The 17,036-nt window shown below is 71.4% G+C and carries 17 protein-coding genes; 8 read left to right on the top strand and 9 right to left on the bottom strand.

Annotated features, from left to right (window positions below; translation table 11 throughout):
- Positions 1–175: 175 nt before the first annotated feature.
- Entirely contained in the window at positions 176–1,408 is a 1,233-nt protein-coding gene (locus AB0H43_RS09600; protein ID WP_359998810.1) for a tetratricopeptide repeat protein, read from the top strand.
- Between the two features lie 414 nt (positions 1,409–1,822).
- On the opposite strand, the gene AB0H43_RS09595 is transcribed toward AB0H43_RS09600, so the two are convergent.
- Positions 1,823–3,574, bottom strand: coding sequence for a glycosyltransferase 87 family protein (locus AB0H43_RS09595; RefSeq protein WP_359998808.1), 1,752 nt, complete (start codon positions 3,572–3,574; stop codon positions 1,823–1,825).
- The gene (locus AB0H43_RS09590; protein WP_359998806.1) at positions 3,571–4,200 is read right to left on the bottom strand and encodes a uridine kinase; all 630 of its coding nucleotides are present in this window, start codon (positions 4,198–4,200) and stop codon (positions 3,571–3,573) included. Before AB0H43_RS09590 ends, AB0H43_RS09595 begins: the two co-directional genes overlap by 4 nt.
- Before the next feature lie 65 nt (positions 4,201–4,265).
- On the opposite strand from AB0H43_RS09590, the gene AB0H43_RS09585 reads away from it, so the two are divergent.
- Complete coding sequence (locus AB0H43_RS09585; protein ID WP_359998804.1) at positions 4,266–5,513, top strand: FAD-dependent oxidoreductase; 1,248 nt, start codon at positions 4,266–4,268, stop codon at positions 5,511–5,513.
- 68 nt (positions 5,514–5,581) lie between these two features.
- On the opposite strand, the gene AB0H43_RS09580 is transcribed toward AB0H43_RS09585, so the two are convergent.
- Positions 5,582–6,568 (bottom strand): GNAT family N-acetyltransferase, encoded by a 987-nt coding sequence (locus tag AB0H43_RS09580; protein WP_359998802.1) that lies wholly within the window; start codon positions 6,566–6,568, stop codon positions 5,582–5,584.
- A gap of 55 nt (positions 6,569–6,623) precedes the next feature.
- On the opposite strand from AB0H43_RS09580, the gene AB0H43_RS09575 reads away from it, so the two are divergent.
- Complete coding sequence (locus AB0H43_RS09575; protein WP_359998800.1) at positions 6,624–6,923, top strand: GNAT family N-acetyltransferase; 300 nt, start codon at positions 6,624–6,626, stop codon at positions 6,921–6,923.
- A gap of 255 nt (positions 6,924–7,178) precedes the next feature.
- Entirely contained in the window at positions 7,179–7,919 is a 741-nt protein-coding gene (locus AB0H43_RS09570) for a hypothetical protein (protein WP_359998798.1), read from the top strand.
- A gap of 52 nt (positions 7,920–7,971) precedes the next feature.
- On the opposite strand, the gene AB0H43_RS09565 is transcribed toward AB0H43_RS09570, so the two are convergent.
- Positions 7,972–8,487 carry a GNAT family N-acetyltransferase gene (locus AB0H43_RS09565; RefSeq protein WP_359998796.1) on the bottom strand — a complete coding sequence of 172 codons (516 nt, stop codon included), beginning with the start codon at positions 8,485–8,487 and terminating at the stop codon, positions 7,972–7,974.
- 673 nt (positions 8,488–9,160) lie between these two features.
- Here AB0H43_RS09565 and AB0H43_RS09560 point away from each other — a divergent pair.
- The gene (locus AB0H43_RS09560) at positions 9,161–10,369 is read left to right on the top strand and encodes an arginase family protein (protein WP_359998794.1); all 1,209 of its coding nucleotides are present in this window, start codon (positions 9,161–9,163) and stop codon (positions 10,367–10,369) included.
- Between the two features lie 20 nt (positions 10,370–10,389).
- Positions 10,390–11,079 (top strand): alpha/beta hydrolase, encoded by a 690-nt coding sequence (locus AB0H43_RS09555; protein ID WP_359998792.1) that lies wholly within the window; start codon positions 10,390–10,392, stop codon positions 11,077–11,079.
- A 27-nt stretch (positions 11,080–11,106) separates the two neighbouring features.
- On the opposite strand, the gene AB0H43_RS09550 is transcribed toward AB0H43_RS09555, so the two are convergent.
- Positions 11,107–12,177 carry a serine hydrolase domain-containing protein gene (locus AB0H43_RS09550; protein ID WP_359998790.1) on the bottom strand — a complete coding sequence of 357 codons (1,071 nt, stop codon included), beginning with the start codon at positions 12,175–12,177 and terminating at the stop codon, positions 11,107–11,109.
- Between the two features lie 94 nt (positions 12,178–12,271).
- Here AB0H43_RS09550 and pip point away from each other — a divergent pair, with 94 nt between their 5' ends.
- The gene (gene pip / locus AB0H43_RS09545) at positions 12,272–13,195 is read left to right on the top strand and encodes a prolyl aminopeptidase (RefSeq protein WP_359998788.1); all 924 of its coding nucleotides are present in this window, start codon (positions 12,272–12,274) and stop codon (positions 13,193–13,195) included.
- On the opposite strand, the gene AB0H43_RS09540 is transcribed toward pip, so the two are convergent.
- Genes AB0H43_RS09540 through AB0H43_RS09525 form a run of 4 tightly spaced genes read right to left on the bottom strand, consistent with a single transcriptional unit; the run spans position 13,107 to position 16,143 of the window.
- Positions 13,107–14,240 carry a phosphotransferase gene (locus AB0H43_RS09540; RefSeq protein WP_359998786.1) on the bottom strand — a complete coding sequence of 378 codons (1,134 nt, stop codon included), beginning with the start codon at positions 14,238–14,240 and terminating at the stop codon, positions 13,107–13,109. The two genes, pip and AB0H43_RS09540, sit on opposite strands and share 89 nt — an antisense overlap.
- Before the next feature lie 11 nt (positions 14,241–14,251).
- Positions 14,252–14,890, bottom strand: coding sequence for a DsbA family protein (locus AB0H43_RS09535; RefSeq protein ID WP_359999314.1), 639 nt, complete (start codon positions 14,888–14,890; stop codon positions 14,252–14,254).
- Positions 14,891–14,921: 31 nt separating this feature from the next.
- On the bottom strand, positions 14,922–15,632 hold the full coding sequence (locus AB0H43_RS09530) for a M50 family metallopeptidase (protein ID WP_359998785.1): 711 nt from the start codon (positions 15,630–15,632) through the stop codon (positions 14,922–14,924).
- 25 nt (positions 15,633–15,657) lie between these two features.
- Complete coding sequence (locus AB0H43_RS09525; RefSeq protein WP_359998783.1) at positions 15,658–16,143, bottom strand: hypothetical protein; 486 nt, start codon at positions 16,141–16,143, stop codon at positions 15,658–15,660.
- Positions 16,144–16,195: 52 nt separating this feature from the next.
- Between AB0H43_RS09525 and AB0H43_RS09520 the strand changes: the two genes are divergently transcribed.
- Positions 16,196–17,020, top strand: a complete 825-nt coding sequence (locus AB0H43_RS09520; RefSeq protein WP_359998781.1) for a phosphotransferase — start codon at positions 16,196–16,198, stop codon at positions 17,018–17,020.
- Positions 17,021–17,036 lie beyond the last annotated feature (16 nt).

Below are 17,036 nucleotides of genomic sequence, written 5' to 3'. Positions count from 1 at the left end.
GGTCGTCACCTCCAAGGGGTTGAGGCCACTTCGCCATTATCGGACATTCAGTGCGAAAGTCTCTATAACCCAATAGGGTACTTAGGACGCCTTTCACCAAGATCGTGGGCGTCGCTCGCCGCTCCCGGCACACTCCGGGTACTCTGCCGACACGTCCTGCTGGGGAGGGCAATTCGTGGCGCGCGTGGTACTCGTCGCCGGGGTGGCGCTGTGCGCCCTCGGCGTACTCGGCATCCTCCTGCACCTGCTGCGCCGTGACCGTTGGCGCGCCTTGCGCTCGTCCGCCGAGCTCTACCAGCGCGCCCGGCTCGCGCTGGGCTCCGCTGTGGACACCACCGTCGCCGGGCAGACCGCCGCCGACCGCTCGGCGGAGATCGACCGCGCCGTCGAGATCGGACGGCAGGCCCTCGAGGCGTGGACGGCCGCGGGGACACCGCCGACCTCGGCCGGGTTGCGGGTCCGCGTCGCCGGTCTCGCCATCGCGTACGCCGAAGACCTGCGCACGGCGGGCCGGCCGGAGGACGCCCTCGTGCACCTGACCGCCGCCCAGGCGGTGCTGGCCGAACGCGCCGACGCCGACCCGGCCCGCTACCGGCCCATGCTGGCCGACGCGCTCATTGCGACCGCCGCCGCCGAAGCCGACCGCGGGCACATCGACGAAGCACTGCGCCTCGACGGCCGCATCGTCCCGCTGCTGCGCGACCTGTCCGGCGACCGCCCGGCCGCGTACGCCCGCCGGCTCGGGCTCGCCCTGGCCGCCGAGGCCCGCCACTTCCACGAGATCGGCCGGGAGGCCGAAGCCCTGGCCGCCGCGGCCGAGGCGACCGGGTTGCTGCGTACCGCCGACCCGGCCGAACTCGCCGCGGCGGGCACAGATCACGCCGCGATCCTGCTGGCCGCCGGACGCGACGAGGAAGCGCTCGCGGCCGTCAACGAAGCAGTCGCGCACGGCGCCCGGGGATTCGACGGGCACTCGTTCCGCCACTGCGTGACTCTGACCGTGCTCGGCCGCTGCCTGCTGGCGTTGGGGCGTACGCCGCTGGCCGAGGCCCCGCTGCGCGACGCGCTCGGCCTGGCTCGCGCGGCCGCCGCCCGCGAGCCGCACCGCGGCCGGGCCTGGCTCGCCGACACCCTCACCGCCACCGCCGAGATGCTGACCGCCCTGGACCGGCCCGCCGACGCGGTGACCGCCGCCCAGGAGGCCTGTTCCTTGACCGGCACCGACGACGGTCAGCGGGCACGGGCGCTGTGGGCGCTCGGCGCGTCCCTGGTCGCCGCCGGGCAACCCGCCGACGCCCGTACGCCCGCCGCCGAAGCCGTCGCACTGTACAAAGGCCTCGTGGCCGCCCGGCCGGGCCGGTACCACCGCGAACAGGCCCAGGCCCAAGAACTGCTGTCCCGCCTCTGACCCGGCCCGCCGGCCGCGTGGGCGCGGCGTGGGCGCGGTGATCTCCGGCTGTGCACCGGCCCGCCTTCCCGCCTTGGCGGCGCTCGCGGGGGCTCGCTGGCCGCGTGGGCGCAGTGATCTCCGGATGCTCAGGTACCTCACGGCGCCTGGGATAGGTGCGTCAGCCTCCGGAGATCATCACCTGGCGCCGCGTCATGACTCGGTGCCCGGTCCGTCGCCGGAACCCTGGCGTCGAGCGCCGTCATGGTCCGGTGCATGATTCGTCGGTGGAACGCTGTCGACCTATCCGGAAGCCCGAGACGTACGTGACGTTCCACCGATGAGCCGCCTGCGGGGCAGCGGCGGCGCGGACGCGGGCGCGGAGGGGACCCCCGACCGCGCGTCTGCGCCGCCAGCGCGACGAGCCGCCACGATCTAGGCAGGCGTACGGGAGACGGCCGGAGACGCGTCGGCGGGAGGAATGTCCGCCCGCTGCACCGGCACCCCCGCTGGCGGGGGCGAGCGCAGCAGAAAAGGAAGCAGCACCACCGCCGCGACAGCGGTCAACCCCTGAGCGTCCACGATCAACGCCCACAGTGGATGAAGCACCGGCCATCGGGCGTCCAGCGTGGATCCGATGCTGGGCAGGCTCACGACGAGCAGCGCGTACCAGACCGCCGCGAGCCGGGTGCGGCCGGAGTGGACGAGGGCCGCGATCGGCAGGGCCAGCCATACGAGGTGGTGTACCCAGCTGATCGGCGACACCGCGACGGCCAGCGCCGCCAGGACGCCCACCGCCCCGAGCCGGTCGCCGCGCAGTTCCAGCCGCCGCGCACCCCACGTTGCCAGGACCAGCAGGATCAGCGCGCAGACGAGCCACAACGGCGACAGTCCGGCCCGCAGCAGCGCTCCGCGTATGGATTGGTTGCCGGGCCAGGCGTTGTCGCCGAACCGGTCGGTGTCCCACGCCGCCCGCAGCAGATAGGACGGCGAACTCGGCCACATCAACAGCAGCCCGACCAGGGTCGCGCCGCCTGCCCACAGGACGGTCGACAGTCCTCGCCGCCGCAGCGGAGCAGTCACGAACATCCACGGCACGTACACCGCCGGGGTCAGTTTCACCGCCGCCGCCAGCCCGACCCCCCACCCTTGCCAACGCCGGGAAATACCAGGGCGTAGCAGGTCCAGCGCCACCAGCAGCACCAGGAGCACGCCGACCTGGCCGAACCGCAGATGGCTGCGTACTGGGGAGCTGATCAGCAGCAACGCCACCGTGACCGGCAGGCCCACGCGGCGTACGACGGGTTCGAGGGCGACCTGTGCGAGCGGGATCAGCAGCGCGACCGTGCCGAGCGCCCACAGCACCTGCAGCAGCCCCAGCGGCACCCGCGACAGCGGCTCGACCAGGATCGCCGCGAACGGGGGATAGGTGAACGGCATCCCGAACGGCGTCCGATAGGCGTACACGTCGGTCCCGGAACCGGCGGCCGCCGCCGATCCGGCGTACACGAGGAGGTCTTTCATCCGCTGATCCGGTGCGGTCCACACGATCGGGGCCAGCGCGAACACCGCCGCGCCCGCGGTCAGCAGCCACTTCCAATCCCACGCCGGGCGGCGCAGCGCCGGCCACGGGCGGTCGAGGACCCACCGCGAGACGGTCAGCGCCGCGAGCCCGAGCAACAGACCGGCGACCACGTCGGACAGCCAGTGCACGGCGAGGTAGGCGCGGGCCGCGCCGACGAGCACCCCGGCCAGCCCCGCCGCCGCGTACACCCACCGGCGGGGCACGCCCAGCACGGTCAGCAGCAGCCCCCAGCCCACGACCGCGGTCATCGCATGCCCGGACGCGGTCGCCGCCCCGGACGCCGCCGCCAGCCGCAACCCGGGGTCCGGCCGTTCCAGCGGCACCCCGGCCAGCAGCACGTCGTGCCCCAGCTGGGCGGCGGCCAGCAACGCCACCGCGAGCACGGCCCGCGTACCGCGGACGAACACCAGCGCCGCCAGCAGCGGATACAGCAGCATGCCCGAGCCGAGCAACGCCACCGCGCCGGCGACGGCCGTCCCCACCGGACCCCGCTGCCCGGCCAGCGCCTCCAGCGACCACCGGTCCAGCGGCAACGGCTCACCGCGCAGCACCAGCGCACCGGCCAGGCCCGCCGCGGTCAGTCCCAGGACCGCGCGCCTCACTCCAGCACCGCCGGGCGTCGCGGATCCTCCACCCGCACCACCAGGTCCGCGGCCGTCTGCGGGTCCACCTCCTGCTCATATCGCTGGTACGCCGGAAGCCGCCACCGGTCGGCGTCGGCCGTCCGGCGGGCCAACGCCGCGGGGGACTGCTGCAGGTGGACGGTGAAGTCGAACGGCAGCCACCGGCCCAGCAGCAGCGCGCCGTCGACGACGACCACCCCACCGGGCGGCACCGTCACGTACTGGGCCCGGGTAGCCCGGTCGGTCACCGGATTCCACAGCGACGGCAGCACACGGCCCGTCCCACCCGGATCGAGCGGTTCGAGCACTTCTCGCAGCAGTCCGCCGGTGTCGAGCCAGTCGTCGTAGTACGCGTCGGGATCGGTCCGGCCGTGCTCGAACCGCAGCGACGCGGGCCGCAGGAAGTCCTCGGCCCGCACCCGCACCACCGGCCGCCCGCGTACGCGCAACGGCGCCACCAGCGCGTCGGCCAGCGTCTGCGGTTCGGCCGGGGGAGCGCCGTCGATCGCCACCCGGGGCCACGGGGCCTGCCCGGGGTCCAAGGCGACGACACGCTCAGCCACCTCCGCCACGAGCCTGTCGAAGGTCACCGGCCGGAATCGCACAACTCATTGTGGCGCGCCGCCCGTCCTGGCTGCGCCCGGCCGCCACCGGTGGAAGACTCGACCCCATGGAGTCCGTCGTCATCGTCGGCGCGTCCCTGGCCGGTGCCAAAGCCGCCGAGACGCTGCGCGCCGAAGGGTTCACCGGCCGGGTCGTGCTGATCGGGGAGGAGTCCGAACTTCCGTACGAACGGCCTCCGCTGTCCAAGGGCTACCTGCTCGGCAAGGATCCCCGCGACGGCGGGCAGGTCCACGACGAGGCCTGGTACGTCGACCAGCGCATCGACCTGCGGCTGGGCACCCGGGTGGTGGCGATCGACCGCACTGGGCACACCGTGTCGCTCGCCGACGGCCAATCCGTGCCCTACGACCGGCTGCTGCTCGCGACCGGCTCCCGGGTACGCAGTCTCGACGTGCCCGGCGGGGAGAACTCCGGGGTCCGCTATCTGCGTACCCTTCCTGAAGCGGACCAGTTGCGCGCGGACCTCAAGCCGGGCACCCAGGTCGTGGTGGTCGGAGCCGGGTGGATCGGCCTGGAGGTGACCGCGGCCGCCCGCGAGCACGGCTGCACGGTGGCCGTGATCGAGACCGAGACGCTGCCGTTGCGCCGTGTCCTGGGCGACGAGCTGGGCGGCCTCTACCGCGACCTGCACGCCGGGCACGGCGTCGAGTTCCACCTCGACTCCGGAGTGCGCGAATTCGGCGGCCTCGACGGCCAGATCACCGACGTCGTGCTCACCGACGGTACCGAGATCCCCGCCGACCTGGTCGTGGTCGGCGTCGGGATCCGGCCCGCGACCGAACTCGCCGAGGCCTGCGGCCTGGAGATCGACAACGGTGTCGCGGTCGACGCGCATCTGCGCACCAGCGATCCCGACATCTTCGCCTGCGGCGACGTCGCCGCCTGGAACAGCCACCTCGTGGGTGCCCGCCTGCGGGTCGAGCACTGGGCCAACGCCCTCAACGGCGGACCCGCCGCAGCCAAGTCCATCCTCGACCGCAACGAGCCCTACGACCCGGTGCCGTACTTCTTCTCCGACCAGTACGACCTGAGCATGGAGTACTCCGGGTACGTGCCGTTGCACGGCTACGACCAGATCGTCGTCCGGGGCGATCTCGCGATCAGACCCGACGGCACCGCGCCGGAGTTCCTCGCCTTCTGGGTGTCCGGCGGACGGGTCCTGGCCGGGATGAACGCCAACGTCTGGGACGTCGTCGACCCGATCCAAGACCTCGTCCGCGCCGGCTATCGAGGCGAACGCGTCGACCTGGGCAGACTCGCCGACCCGACCGTCCCCCTCACCGACCTCCGCTGATCCATCCTTGTGATCATGGAATCAACCGTCGTGGTCTCGCCGGTGTCCCGGAACCGGGAACCCAATGATCAACGCAACGGGAACTCCCGCACGTAGGTGACGTGCCGGCGGTCCACCGTGAACCCGGCCGCCTCGTAGACGCCCAGCGCACCCGTCGGATTGTCGGCGTCCACCCCGAGCGCCGCCCGGTCGTAGCCCTGCGCGGCCGCCGCCCGCAGACACGTCGCGATCAACGCCGACGCCAGCCCCCGCCGCCGATGCGCGCGCAGCGTACCGATCGTCGAGATCCACGCCTCGCGGCGACCCGTCACGACCTGATCCGCCTCGAAGAACTGCGTCAGCAGGAACGCCACCATCTCGTCGCCGGCCCCGTCGCCGGAACCCGCCAACGCCACGTAGGACAGCTCCGGCACGAACGCGCGCGTGCCCGTGTACCACTGCCGCCACGACTCCTCATCCTGCGGCGAACTGCCCCAGTGATCGGCGAACGACTCGTTGCGTACGCGCAACGCCGCCAGATCATGCCGCGCGTGGTCGAACCCCTCCACGCGTACGCCGTCGGGCCACACCGGCTCGGGCAGCTCGCCGTCCAACGGCCGCTGCATCGTGAAGAACCAGCGCTGCGGAGCGAACCCCGACTCGGTCAGCAACCCGGCCTTGACCGTGTTGTGCTCGTGCACCGAAGCGTGCAGCTCCATCGGCGCGTCCGGGAACCTTGACCGGGACACCGCCGGCGTCGTCTCGATCGCCCACTCCGTCAACCGCCGGCCCAGCCCCTGCCGCCGGTACGCCGGATCCACCACGCCGTCGAAGTACACGCGGTTCACCGGATTGGCCGTCGCCCGGTTCCGCAGCACACCGACCGCGACGAGCACGTCACCGTCCCATCCGGCCAACGTCCCGTGCTCCAGCGACACCAGGGGATCGGCGAGTTCCTCCGCCAGATCCTCCGCGTCGTAATTCTCCCCGGTCTTGTCGACCTCCTCCGCCCGCGCGCACAGCCCCGCCCACGCGGCAGCATCCTGCTCGGTCACCTGCGTCCACCGCACCGTCATGCCGCGCAGCGTAGGTCCGCCGCATACCGCCCGGCGACCGAATTAGGCTGAACGCATGCAACTCACCGTGACCGACGTGCCCGAACGCGAACGATTCGAAGCCCGCGACGGCGACGACCTCGCCGGATTCGTCACCTACCAGCTCACCGGGGCGATCATCGCCTACACCCACACCGAGGTGATCCCCGAGTACGAGGGCAAGGGCGTCGGCTCCACGCTCGCCCGCGCCGTCCTCGACGACGCCCGCGCCAAAGGCCGCACGGTCGTGCCGATCTGCCCCTTCATCCACGGCTGGCTCGACAAGCACCCCGAATACGAGGACATCGTCGCGCGTACGACCCGCAAGGTCCGCTAACTCCGCCACTGCACCCTCGTCGCGGCCGGCACACCCGACCACCTGACCCGCCAGCCCGGCAGCCTCACCGGCCAATACCTCGCCCGCCACCTGGCCCGCCCCGAACCCACCGGCCCGCCCGACCACCCGGTACGCACGACGGTACGGACCCACCGGACGGCGGCAAAGATCCGTACCGCCCCCGATGGCCCACCACCCGCCGACTCCCTACCGTGAGGTCACCTGAGCCACCGACCTCACCGACGGAGAACCCCGATGCGCCTCACCGCGACCGCCGCCGCACTGCTCGCCGGCCTCGCCCTCCTGGCCGGCTGCCAGAGCACCGACGAACCCAGCGCCGCACCCTCGGCCAACACCACCGTCGGCCCCGCCGCGACCACCACCACCGAGGCCTCCCCGCAACCGTCGACCGCAGCGACCACCACCGCCTGCGCCATGACCGGCACCGTCACCGGCGGCGACGGAACCGCCCTGCAGTTCATGAAAGCCTGGCTCACCTGCGACACCACCAAGCTGAAAAACCTCACCACCGACGCCGCCTACACCCAGGTCACCAAGATCGGCACCCCGAAACTCGACATGACCTGGACCAAAGCCACCTGCGACGGCGCTGCCGGCGCCACCTACTGCACCTACCGCAACAAACTCGGCTCCGACCTGATCATCCGCACCCGCAACGACGCCACCGACCACGCCATCACCGAAGTACGCCTCGACGTCACCGTCTACTACACCGACGCCGAGAAGTACGCCCGCGAATACCTCGACGCCTTCGTCAACCACAACAAGCCCCGCATGCTCGCCCTGTCCTCCCAGAGCGTCGTGGACTCCGTCGTCGCCGACGCCCCACCCGCCGGCTACACCCTCACCCTCACCGGGGAACCCCACTGGGTCTACAGCGCCCAATTCACCGCGACCGGCGAGTACTGGATCGTCACCATCCGCAACCCGCTCGGCAAAGCCCACGCCGTCACCGCCTTCGGCAACGCCGGCTGACCAGCCCACCACAGACCCGCCGCCCGCGCGTACCCCCGTCGCGCGGGCGGCGTCACAGCTGCTTGTAGAAGAACGTCGTCGGCCGCAGCACACCCCACGGATCCGCCGAATGCCCCGGCATCACACCGAGCTCCATCCACCCCGCCGACCGATACAACCCCTCCGCCGGGCTGGCCGTCTCCGTGTCCAGCACCAGCAACGACACCCCCAGCCCCGCAGCCGCCGCCTCCACCGCGGCCAGCAACGCCCGGCCGATCCCACGACCCCGAGCCCGCGACGCCACCATGAACTTCGCGACCTCGGCCCGATGACGCCCGTTCGGATACTCCAGCTCCAGCCTCAGCTGCACGGTCCCCACAACCCCGGACGCGTCCCGCGCGACCCACAGCGCCGTACGCCCAGCCGCCACCGACGGCTCCACACCCGACCACCACGTACGCGCCTCCACCAGCCCGAACGGCAGCAGAAACCCCATCGACGCACCACCGGCCACCGCGTCCACCAGCAGGTCCGCCAACCCGTCCACGACGACGGCGAACTCGTCCGCCCCGACCCGCACAACCTCCACGACCGGCATGCTAACCAAGATCAGCAGCGGGGGAGAGGCGCCCGGCGGCCGACACCCCCCGACTCATCACGAGCAGCATCGGCCGATTATCGCCACCCGTTAGTTGATCATGTTGGTGCGGGCCGAGAGGGAGCGATTCCGGTCCGCGTACGCGGGGAAACCCGGCCCACATGTTTCGGCCTGTCCGGTTATGAATTACGGGATTACTGATATTCCTAATCCAGATATCCAGAAATCCGGTCTGAACGTGGAAACCCGCTCGGATTTAGGCCGCCCATAATGACCGTTATGGGCGCGCAGAAGAAACGGTGAACCGACCGGACCGACGGGGGCGGGAACCAATAATTCGACTCCAAGATCACGATCACGGAACGGCAGATGCCCGACTCCCGAACGTCGGGGTACGCATCCGTCTCGCCGAGAGCTCGCTCCTCCACCGGTGATCTCTCGCGGGCACCCCGAAGTCGGCCGCCGAACCGGACGAGATCCGAGCGACCGGGCCCGACCGGGCCGCTGACCACCCGAGTTGATCTCCAATATGCCATCTGACCTGCTAAAACGCCCTCAGATCGCCGTAGAGCGCCGAAACGCCCCTGGTGAGGGGTAGGCCTAGGGTCAAACACGCCCAAAAGGGCCGCCGGGGACTGTCGGAGGCTCCCGCTAGGGTCTGCGCATGATCCAGATCGCGGTCGTTCTTCTCGTCGACCCGGCCGGCCGGGTTCTGCTGCAACTCCGGGCGCCGGACAAGGCGGCGTTCCCGGACCTGTGGGCGTTGCCGGGGGGTGTCATCGAGCCCGGCGAGTCGCCGGAGGAAGCTGCGCGCCGCGAGTTGTTCGAGGAGACGGGTCTGCGGCCGGTGGGGCCGTTCGAGTTCTTCGCGTATGACGTCTTGCCGGGGCGGGATGTCGAGCGGTTCGTGTTTCTGGCCGAGACGTCGGCGTCGGCGGATGACTTGGTGCTCGGTGAGGGTCTGGCGTTGGAGTTCGCCGGGCCGGAGTCCATCTGGGACGGTCGGCCCCTCGTGCACCTCGACGTGGATGTCCTAGGAAGGTTCCTGGCCGGCCGGCAGCCCCGCACTGAAGACGCCCGGCGGGATGCGCTGCTGGTGGTTCCACAGTGGCAGGGTTCGTCACGGCGTGATGCGCGCCGGTTGGCTGCCGGTGCTGGGTTGATCGCCGGGCGGTTCCCTGCGTTGGAACATACGTTCGTCGAGGTGCCGGACGGCGTACCAGTCTGGTCTGCTGTGGAGCAGGTGGCCGCGCGGGTGTCGAAGGCGGTCGCGGAGCTGGCGGGGCGGTTCGTGGTGACGGTGGGCGGGGACTGTTCGGTGGACCTCTCCCCTGTCTCGGCGGCGTCGGCGCGGTTCGACGACCTGATGGTGGTGTGGTTCGACGCGCACGCGGATCTGAATACGCCGGAGTCGTCGCCGTCGGGGGCGTTCCACGGGATGGTGTTGCGGACGTTGCTGGGTGAGGGTCCGGCGGGGTTGGTGCCGGAGCGTCCGTTGCGGCCGGATCAGGTGGTGCTGGTGGGTGCGCGGGAGCTGGATCCGGGTGAGGTGGAGTTCGTCGAGCGGGCGGGGATCGCGATCGTGCCGCCGGAGGAGGTGGTGTCGGTGGTGGGTTCGCGGCGGGTCTATGTCCATGTCGATCTGGATGTGCTGGATCCGTCGGTGTTCGGGTCGGTGGGTTTCCCGGCGGCGGGTGGGTTGTCGGCGGCTCGGTTGACGGGCGCGCTGCGTGGTCTGGTGTCGGAGGGTGATGTGGTGGGTGCGGGGGTCGCGGAGTTCATGCCGGTCTCCCCCGCTGATCCGGCTGCGGTGGTCGCGTGGTCCGTCGTGGACGAGCTTGTGGGGGCGGCGCGGTTCCGTTCGTCCGGTTAGCTTGTACGCCGGGAGGTGCGGTGGAGTTCTTCACGGTGAACGGGGTGCGGCTGGCGGTTGAGGTGTCGGGTGCGCCTGGGGCGAGGCCGTTGCTGTTGTTGCATTCGGGTGGGTCGACGAGGTCGTCGTGGGATTCGGTGGCTCCGGCGTTCGCGGGGTCGCATCGGGTGTACGCGGTGGATCTGCGGGGTTATGGGGACAGTGATCGGCCGGGGGCGTACTCGTTCGAGCTGATGCGGGACGACGTGCTCGGGTTGCTGGACGTGCTGGGCGCCGACGCGGTGGATGTGATCGGGCATTCGCTGGGTGGGACGGTGTCGTGGCTGGTGGCGCAGGAGCGGCCGGGTCGGGTGCGGCGGTTGGTGATCGAGGACAGTCCGCCGCCTCGGGCTGGGGATCTGCGGGGTGGTCCGCTGGGTCCCCCGCCCGAGGAGGAGTTGCCGTTCGCGTGGGAGGCGCTGGTCGCGGTGATGGGTCAGCTGGCTGATCCGGATCCGGCGTGGTGGGATCGGCTGGGCCTGGTGTCGGCGCGGGTGTTGTTGCTGGCGGGTGGGGCGGCCAGTCATGTGCCGCAGGAGTTGTTCGCGGTGGCGGCCGGCCGGTTGGCGGATGCGCGGGTGGTGGAGATTCCGGTGGGGCATCACATTCATCGGGAGGCTTTGGCGGAGTTCCTGGCAGTGGTGGTTCCGTTCTTGACCGGGCCGGAGTGATTGTTGCCCGGGTAGCCGGTGTCGGCGTTATCCGGTGACGGCGTCGAGGACCATGCGGCGGATGGTGTCCATGGGGTCGTCGTCGCCGTAGGACAGTGCGTTTTTGGTGGCGGCGAGGGCGATGCCGTGGGCGGGTGCCATGGCGGCGATGCTGCCGCCGCTGCCGTCGTAGCCGATCCAGGTGTCGTCGATGACGCCGAAGCCGAGGGTGAAGGCGCTGGGTCCGCCGAAGGTCCAGTCGGGTCCGGTGACGGCGGTGGTGGTGGCGGTCTTCAGCCGGTCGGGTGAGATGAGTTCGCCGGTGAGCAGGGCGCTGTAGAGGCGGGCGGCGGCTCGGGCGGTGACGGTGCCGACGGCGGGGATGTCGGCGCGCTGGATGGTGGGTTGGTTGCCGAGGGTGGCGTCGGGGCGTACGCCGGGTGGTGCGGCGGCGGCGACGTTGGGTGCGTAGGTGCTGAGTTGGGTGAAGGCTGCGGTCCAGCCGTGGTCTTCGAGGACGGCGAGGCGGGGCAGGTCGCTGTCGGGTACGCCGAAGCGTAGTTCGCCGGGTACGCCGAGGGGTGTGGCGATGTCGGTGTCGAGGATGTCGCTGAGGGTGCGGCCGGTGGCGCGGCGGACGGTTTCGCCGGCGAGGTAGCCGTAGGTCCAGGCGTGGTAGCCGTGGCGGGTGCCGGGTTCCCAGATCGGCTGGGCGTCGGCGAGCAGGTCGCACATGTGGTTCCAGTCGGCGAGGTGTTCGGCGGTGGTGTCGGCGGGGACGGTGGGTAGTCCGGCGCTGTGGGTCAGTACGTGGCGGAGGGTGATGGTGTCTTTGCCGTGCTGGGCGAATTCGGGCCAGACGTCGGCGAGGCGGAGGTCGTCGTCGAGGTGGCCGCGGTCGGCGAGGAGGTGGATGGCGGCGCCGGTGAGGCCTTTGCCGATGGAGAAGGCGAAGAACGGGGTGTCGGGGGTGACTGCTCTCCCCTGGTGGTCGGCGTGGCCGGCGACGGCGTCGGTGAGAAGGTTTCCGTGGTGGTAGGCGGTGACTTGGAGGCCGGTTTCGCGGCCGGTGGTGATGAGGTGGTCGAGGTAGGTCTGGATCTGGTGGTGCAGGCTCATGACATCTCCCTAGTAGCTCTAGGTTTTAACCTAACACCACTAGGCAGATGGCGCCATGATATAACAGTGCTGTTAAATCTTGGAGGGGGTGCGCATGGGGATGCTCGACGTCGGCGACGGCAACCGGCTCTACTGGGAGGTGCTCGGCAATCCCGAGGGCAAGCCGGCGGTGTGCCTGCACGGCGGGCCGGGCTCGGGTTCGGGTCCCTCCTGGGCGCGGCACTTCGACCTCGACCGGTATCGGGTGGTGCTGTTCGATCAGCGGGGCTGCGGGCGTAGCACCCCGAACGTGGCCGACCATGACACGTCGCTGGCGGCGAACACGACCGCGCATCTGGTCGGCGACGTCGAGCGGCTGCGGGAGCATCTGGGCGTCGACCGGTGGCTGGTGTTCGGCGGCTCGTGGGGGTCGACGCTCGGGTTGGCGTACGCCGAGGCGCATCCGGCGCGGGTGTCGGAGCTGGTGCTGTTCAGTGTGGTGACGACGACGGCGGCCGAGGTCGACTGGGTGACCCGTCGGATGGGGCGGTTGTTCCCGGCCGAGTGGGATCGGTTCGCCGGGCATGTGCCGGCCGCCGAGCGCGACGGGAACCTGGCGGCGGCGTACGCCCGGCTGCTGAGCGATCCGGATCCGGCGGTGCGGGCGGCGGCGGCCGAGCAGTGGTGCGCGTGGGAGGACACGCATGTGGCGGTGCTGTCCGGCCCGTCACCCGATCCCCGGTACGCCGATCCGAGGTTCCGGCTGCAGTTCGCCCGGCTCGTCACGCACTACTGGGCCAACGCCGGGTTCCTGCCGGACGGGCAGCTACTGTCCGACGCGGTGAAGCTGAACGGGATCCCCGGTGTGCTGGTGACCGGGCGCGCCGACGTGAGCGGGCCGCCGGATGTGGCGTACCGGCTGGCGCAGCGCTGGACCGACGCGGAGCTGGTCATCGTCGGCCCGGCTGAGCACGGCGCGGGTCATCCGGAGGTGGGCCGGGTGCTGCGGGACGCGTTCGCCCGATACGCGCGGGGCTGACGCGCAGCTGCTCCGGGGTGGGCAGCAGCCGCAACGTCTCGTCGATCTCCAGTTCGGCCCAGGCCCGGTCGTCGGCGGAGGTTCCTGGGTCGGCGGCGATACGGGCCTGGTGCAGCAGGAAGTTCAGCCGGTCGGCCAGCAGCATCGTGTAGTCGCCCGGCCCGGTGACGCGTCCCGGTCCCCCGGCGTCCACGTAGGCCGCGTAGCAGGCGGCCATCCGGTCCTCGGCCCGGCGGTACGCCGAATCTCCGACCGGCGCGTCCCCGGCACCTGCCTCGACACCGTTCGAGACGCTGTTCGAGACGCTGTTCGAGACGCTGTTCGAGACGTTGTTCGAGGCGTCGGTCGCAGCGTCGTCGGCGTCGATGGTGAACCAGGCGTACAGAGTCTGGACCAGCTCGCGGGCGGGGTCGGCCGGGCCGAGCTGATCCCAGTCGAGCACCACCAGGTCGCCGTCCGGTCCGGCTTGGACGTTCTCCGGATGCAGGTCGCGATGGCACACCCGCAGCGCCGCCGGATCTGGTGGGGTCAGCGCGCCGGTCAGCTGCGGCAGGTCGGTAAGCAGCCGGTCGAGCCGCGCCGACCAGGGCTGATCGGTGAAGGCCGCGAACTGTGCCGCGTCGGGCGCCTGGTGGTACCACGGCTCCTGCTGGCCGGCGGCGGGCGCGCAGGAGTGCAGGCGGGCCAGCAACTCCCCCAGCCTTTCCGGGGTGTCCGCCGCGGCGGGGTCGATCGGGCGCAGGTCCACCCAGTCGTAGAGCCGTAGCACCCCGCCGCCCGGCGCGGGCACCTGCAGGCGCCCGTCGGCGGCGGGGTGGGTCGCGGGAACGCGTACGCCGGCGTCGGCGGCCCGCCGGGTCAGGTGCAGCTCGGCTTGCAGCCGCCCGTCCGGCGGGGTCTCGAAGGAGTGCTTGAGCGCGTACTGACCGGCCGGGGTGCGTACTCGCCAGATCCGGCCGAGCGCGCCGCGTGGCCCGGGGGCGACGGTCACCTCCGGGCTCCACCCGTACGCCGCGTACGCCGCCGTGAGCAGCGGATCGGTCACGTGATCCAGTATCAGCCCAGGCCGTTCTCGGCGAGCACCTTGGTCAACTCGGCGGTCAGCTCGTCGCCGCTCATCTCCTCGGCGCCGAAGATCTGCGGAGCCTGACCGGGCAGGTGGATCAGCAGCGTCGGGTAGCCGGGCACGCCGAGGTCGCGTACCTCCCGCATCTCCCGCAGAGCGCGTTCCTGGACCTCGGGGCGGCCGAGCGCGGCGACCACCTGGTCGGGGTCGAGGCCGAACCGTTCGGCGAGCGCGTAGTAGGTGTCGGGGTCGGACAGTGAGTGCCCGTCGAGGAAGAACGCGGACTGCATCGCCCCGGCGAACTCCAGTGCCCGCTCCGGGGCCTGGAGGCTGAGCGCGATCAGCCCGTACGCGGGGCCGTGCGAGTCCATCGCGAAGCTGCCTTCGTCGACCAGCGCGCGGTAGCCGGGGCCGAAGACCGCGCCGAGGGCTTCGGTCACCTTCTCGTTGGAGGTGGTCGTGAACCGCAGGGCGCTGAACGGTTTGATGCGGTCGCCGACGCGCATGCCGGCCGACAGCACGCGGATGCTGACCCGGTCGGCGTTGTCGCGCGCGAACTTGTGCAACGCGGGGGCGAACCCGTAGCACCATCCGCAGTAGCCGTCGAAGGCGTAGGTGAAGGGGATCATCACCTCGCGTACGGTAATCGAAACCCGGCGTCTACATAACCCAGTCTTGGACGAGAAGATAACCCCCGTACGCGAGGCAGGCGAGGTTGGCGACCGAGAAGACGGCGATCCACACGCCGGCCGGCACGCCGGTGATCCGGGCCAGCTGATCGGGGTCGGAGCCGGTCCGCCCGCGACGGCGGCGGCCGCGCAGTTCCAGGACCGGTTTGACCCCGCCGATCAGCAGGAACCACACCGCGACGTAGGTGATCGCGGCCTGGGTCGCCTCGGCGGCGTAGTAGGACACCGCGAACACCACCGCACCGGTCACGGTCACCGACAGCAGCCCGAACCAGTTACGGATGAGCAGCAGCACCAGAAACAGCAGGATCAGCGCCGCCCACAGCAGCAGAGTCACCCGGCCCGTCGCGAGCACCGCCGCGGCCGCCAGCCCGAGCAGCGACGGCATCAGATATCCGGCCGACAAGGTGAGGATCATCCCGAGTCCGCGCGGCTTGCCCCGGGCCAGCGTCAGCCCGGACGTGTCCGAGTGCAGCCGGATCCCGCGCAACTGCCGCCCGGTGAGCACCGCGACGAGCGCGTGCCCGCCCTCGTGGGTGATCGTGATCAGGTTCCGGGCCAGCCGCCACACCGCGGGGACGAGCACCGCCGCGAGCGCCGCGACCGCGGTCGCCAGGATGAGGCCGGACGCCGGAGGCGCCTGGACGGCGGTGAAACGGTCCCAGAGATCGGTGAGGCTCACGGCGGCGGAGCCTACCGCACCGGACTCAGGTTTCCTTGGGGACCATCGCGACCACCCACGCGGCGTGCACACCGAGGAACACCAGCAGGCACAGCAGCACCGCCTCGACCTGCAACGCCGACAAGGTCAGACCGGCGGTCAGCCCCGGTATCGCGGCGAGCACCGCGACGGCCGCATACAGCAGGCCCGACCCCCAGCGGATCAGGCCCGCGACGAGCGCCTGCCCCGGCACCCGCGTCAGCGACCGGCCCAGCAGCACACTGCCGTACGCCCCGGCCACACCGGCGATGGTGAACGACGCCCGCCACAGCCCGGGTTCGTCCGGCGCGACCTGCGACAGCAACGCCATCGTGCCCGGGATCAGGAACTGCAACGCGACCAGGTAAGCCATCTTCCGTCCGGCGGCGGTGCCGACCCCGACCTCGGGCCGCTCCCGGACCGCGACCCACCACAGGCCGAGCAGGGTGAAGTTGATGCCCGACACGACGCCGTAGAACGCGCTGAGGTCCATGCCCGGATTATCCGCTTCACCCGTCACCGGGCCTAGCGTTACGCTGCGCGCCGTGACCGACCCGGTGCGCCGCCTCGACCCGTACGCCGCGATCGGCGCCATCGCCGAACACACCGGGGTCCGGCTGCGCTACGACGGCCCATGCGCGGGCGGTGAGGTCGGGGCGGCGTACGTGCGCTGGCCCGACGGCACCCGATCGGTGCTGTCCAGCGGCCGGGCCGCCACCGCACAGCTGATCCCGATCGCCCGCGCCGCCGGCATTCCCGCCCCCGAGTATCTGCTGTGCGCCGGCCCGTACGTCGTGCAGGAGCTGCTGCCCGGCGTACCACCGGCGAGCTTGGACGCCGACGCGCTCGGCCAGCTGCTCGCCGTCCACGACCTGTTCGCCGGGCTCATGCCGGCCGGCCCGAACGCTCGAGCCGGCAGTGAGCTGGAGTTGTTCCTGCGGCGCAGCGGTCCCGGGTTCTGCGTTCACGAAACCCTCGCGGCCTACGACGGGCGAACCCGGGCGCTGCTGCGCCGCGTACGCGAGGCCGGGGAGGACCGCGACGTCGCCGACGGCGACGACCTGGTGCACCTCGACTTCCATCCTGGAAACACGCTGTTCGGCGATGGGACGCTCACCGGCGTCGTGGACTGGGACGGCGCCGGGCGCGGCGACCGTGCGCTGGACCTGGTGACGCTGCGCTTCGACGTGGCGCTGCGCAGCCCGGCGCTGCTGCCCATGCTCGACGAGCGGCTGGCCGCGCTCGCTCCGGACCGGCTGCGGGCGTACTGGGCGCACATGAGCCTGCGGCTGGTCGACTGGGCGATCCGCCACCACGGCCCGTCCGACGTGGACTTCTGGTTGCGGGTCGCGGCCGGCCTGCCCAGTTGACGGCCGCCTAGACTCG

The sequence above is a fragment of the Hamadaea sp. NPDC050747 genome, assembly GCF_040654195.1.
Classification (GTDB): domain Bacteria; phylum Actinomycetota; class Actinomycetes; order Mycobacteriales; family Micromonosporaceae; genus Hamadaea.
This window is presented reverse-complemented; position numbering and strand designations above follow the sequence as displayed.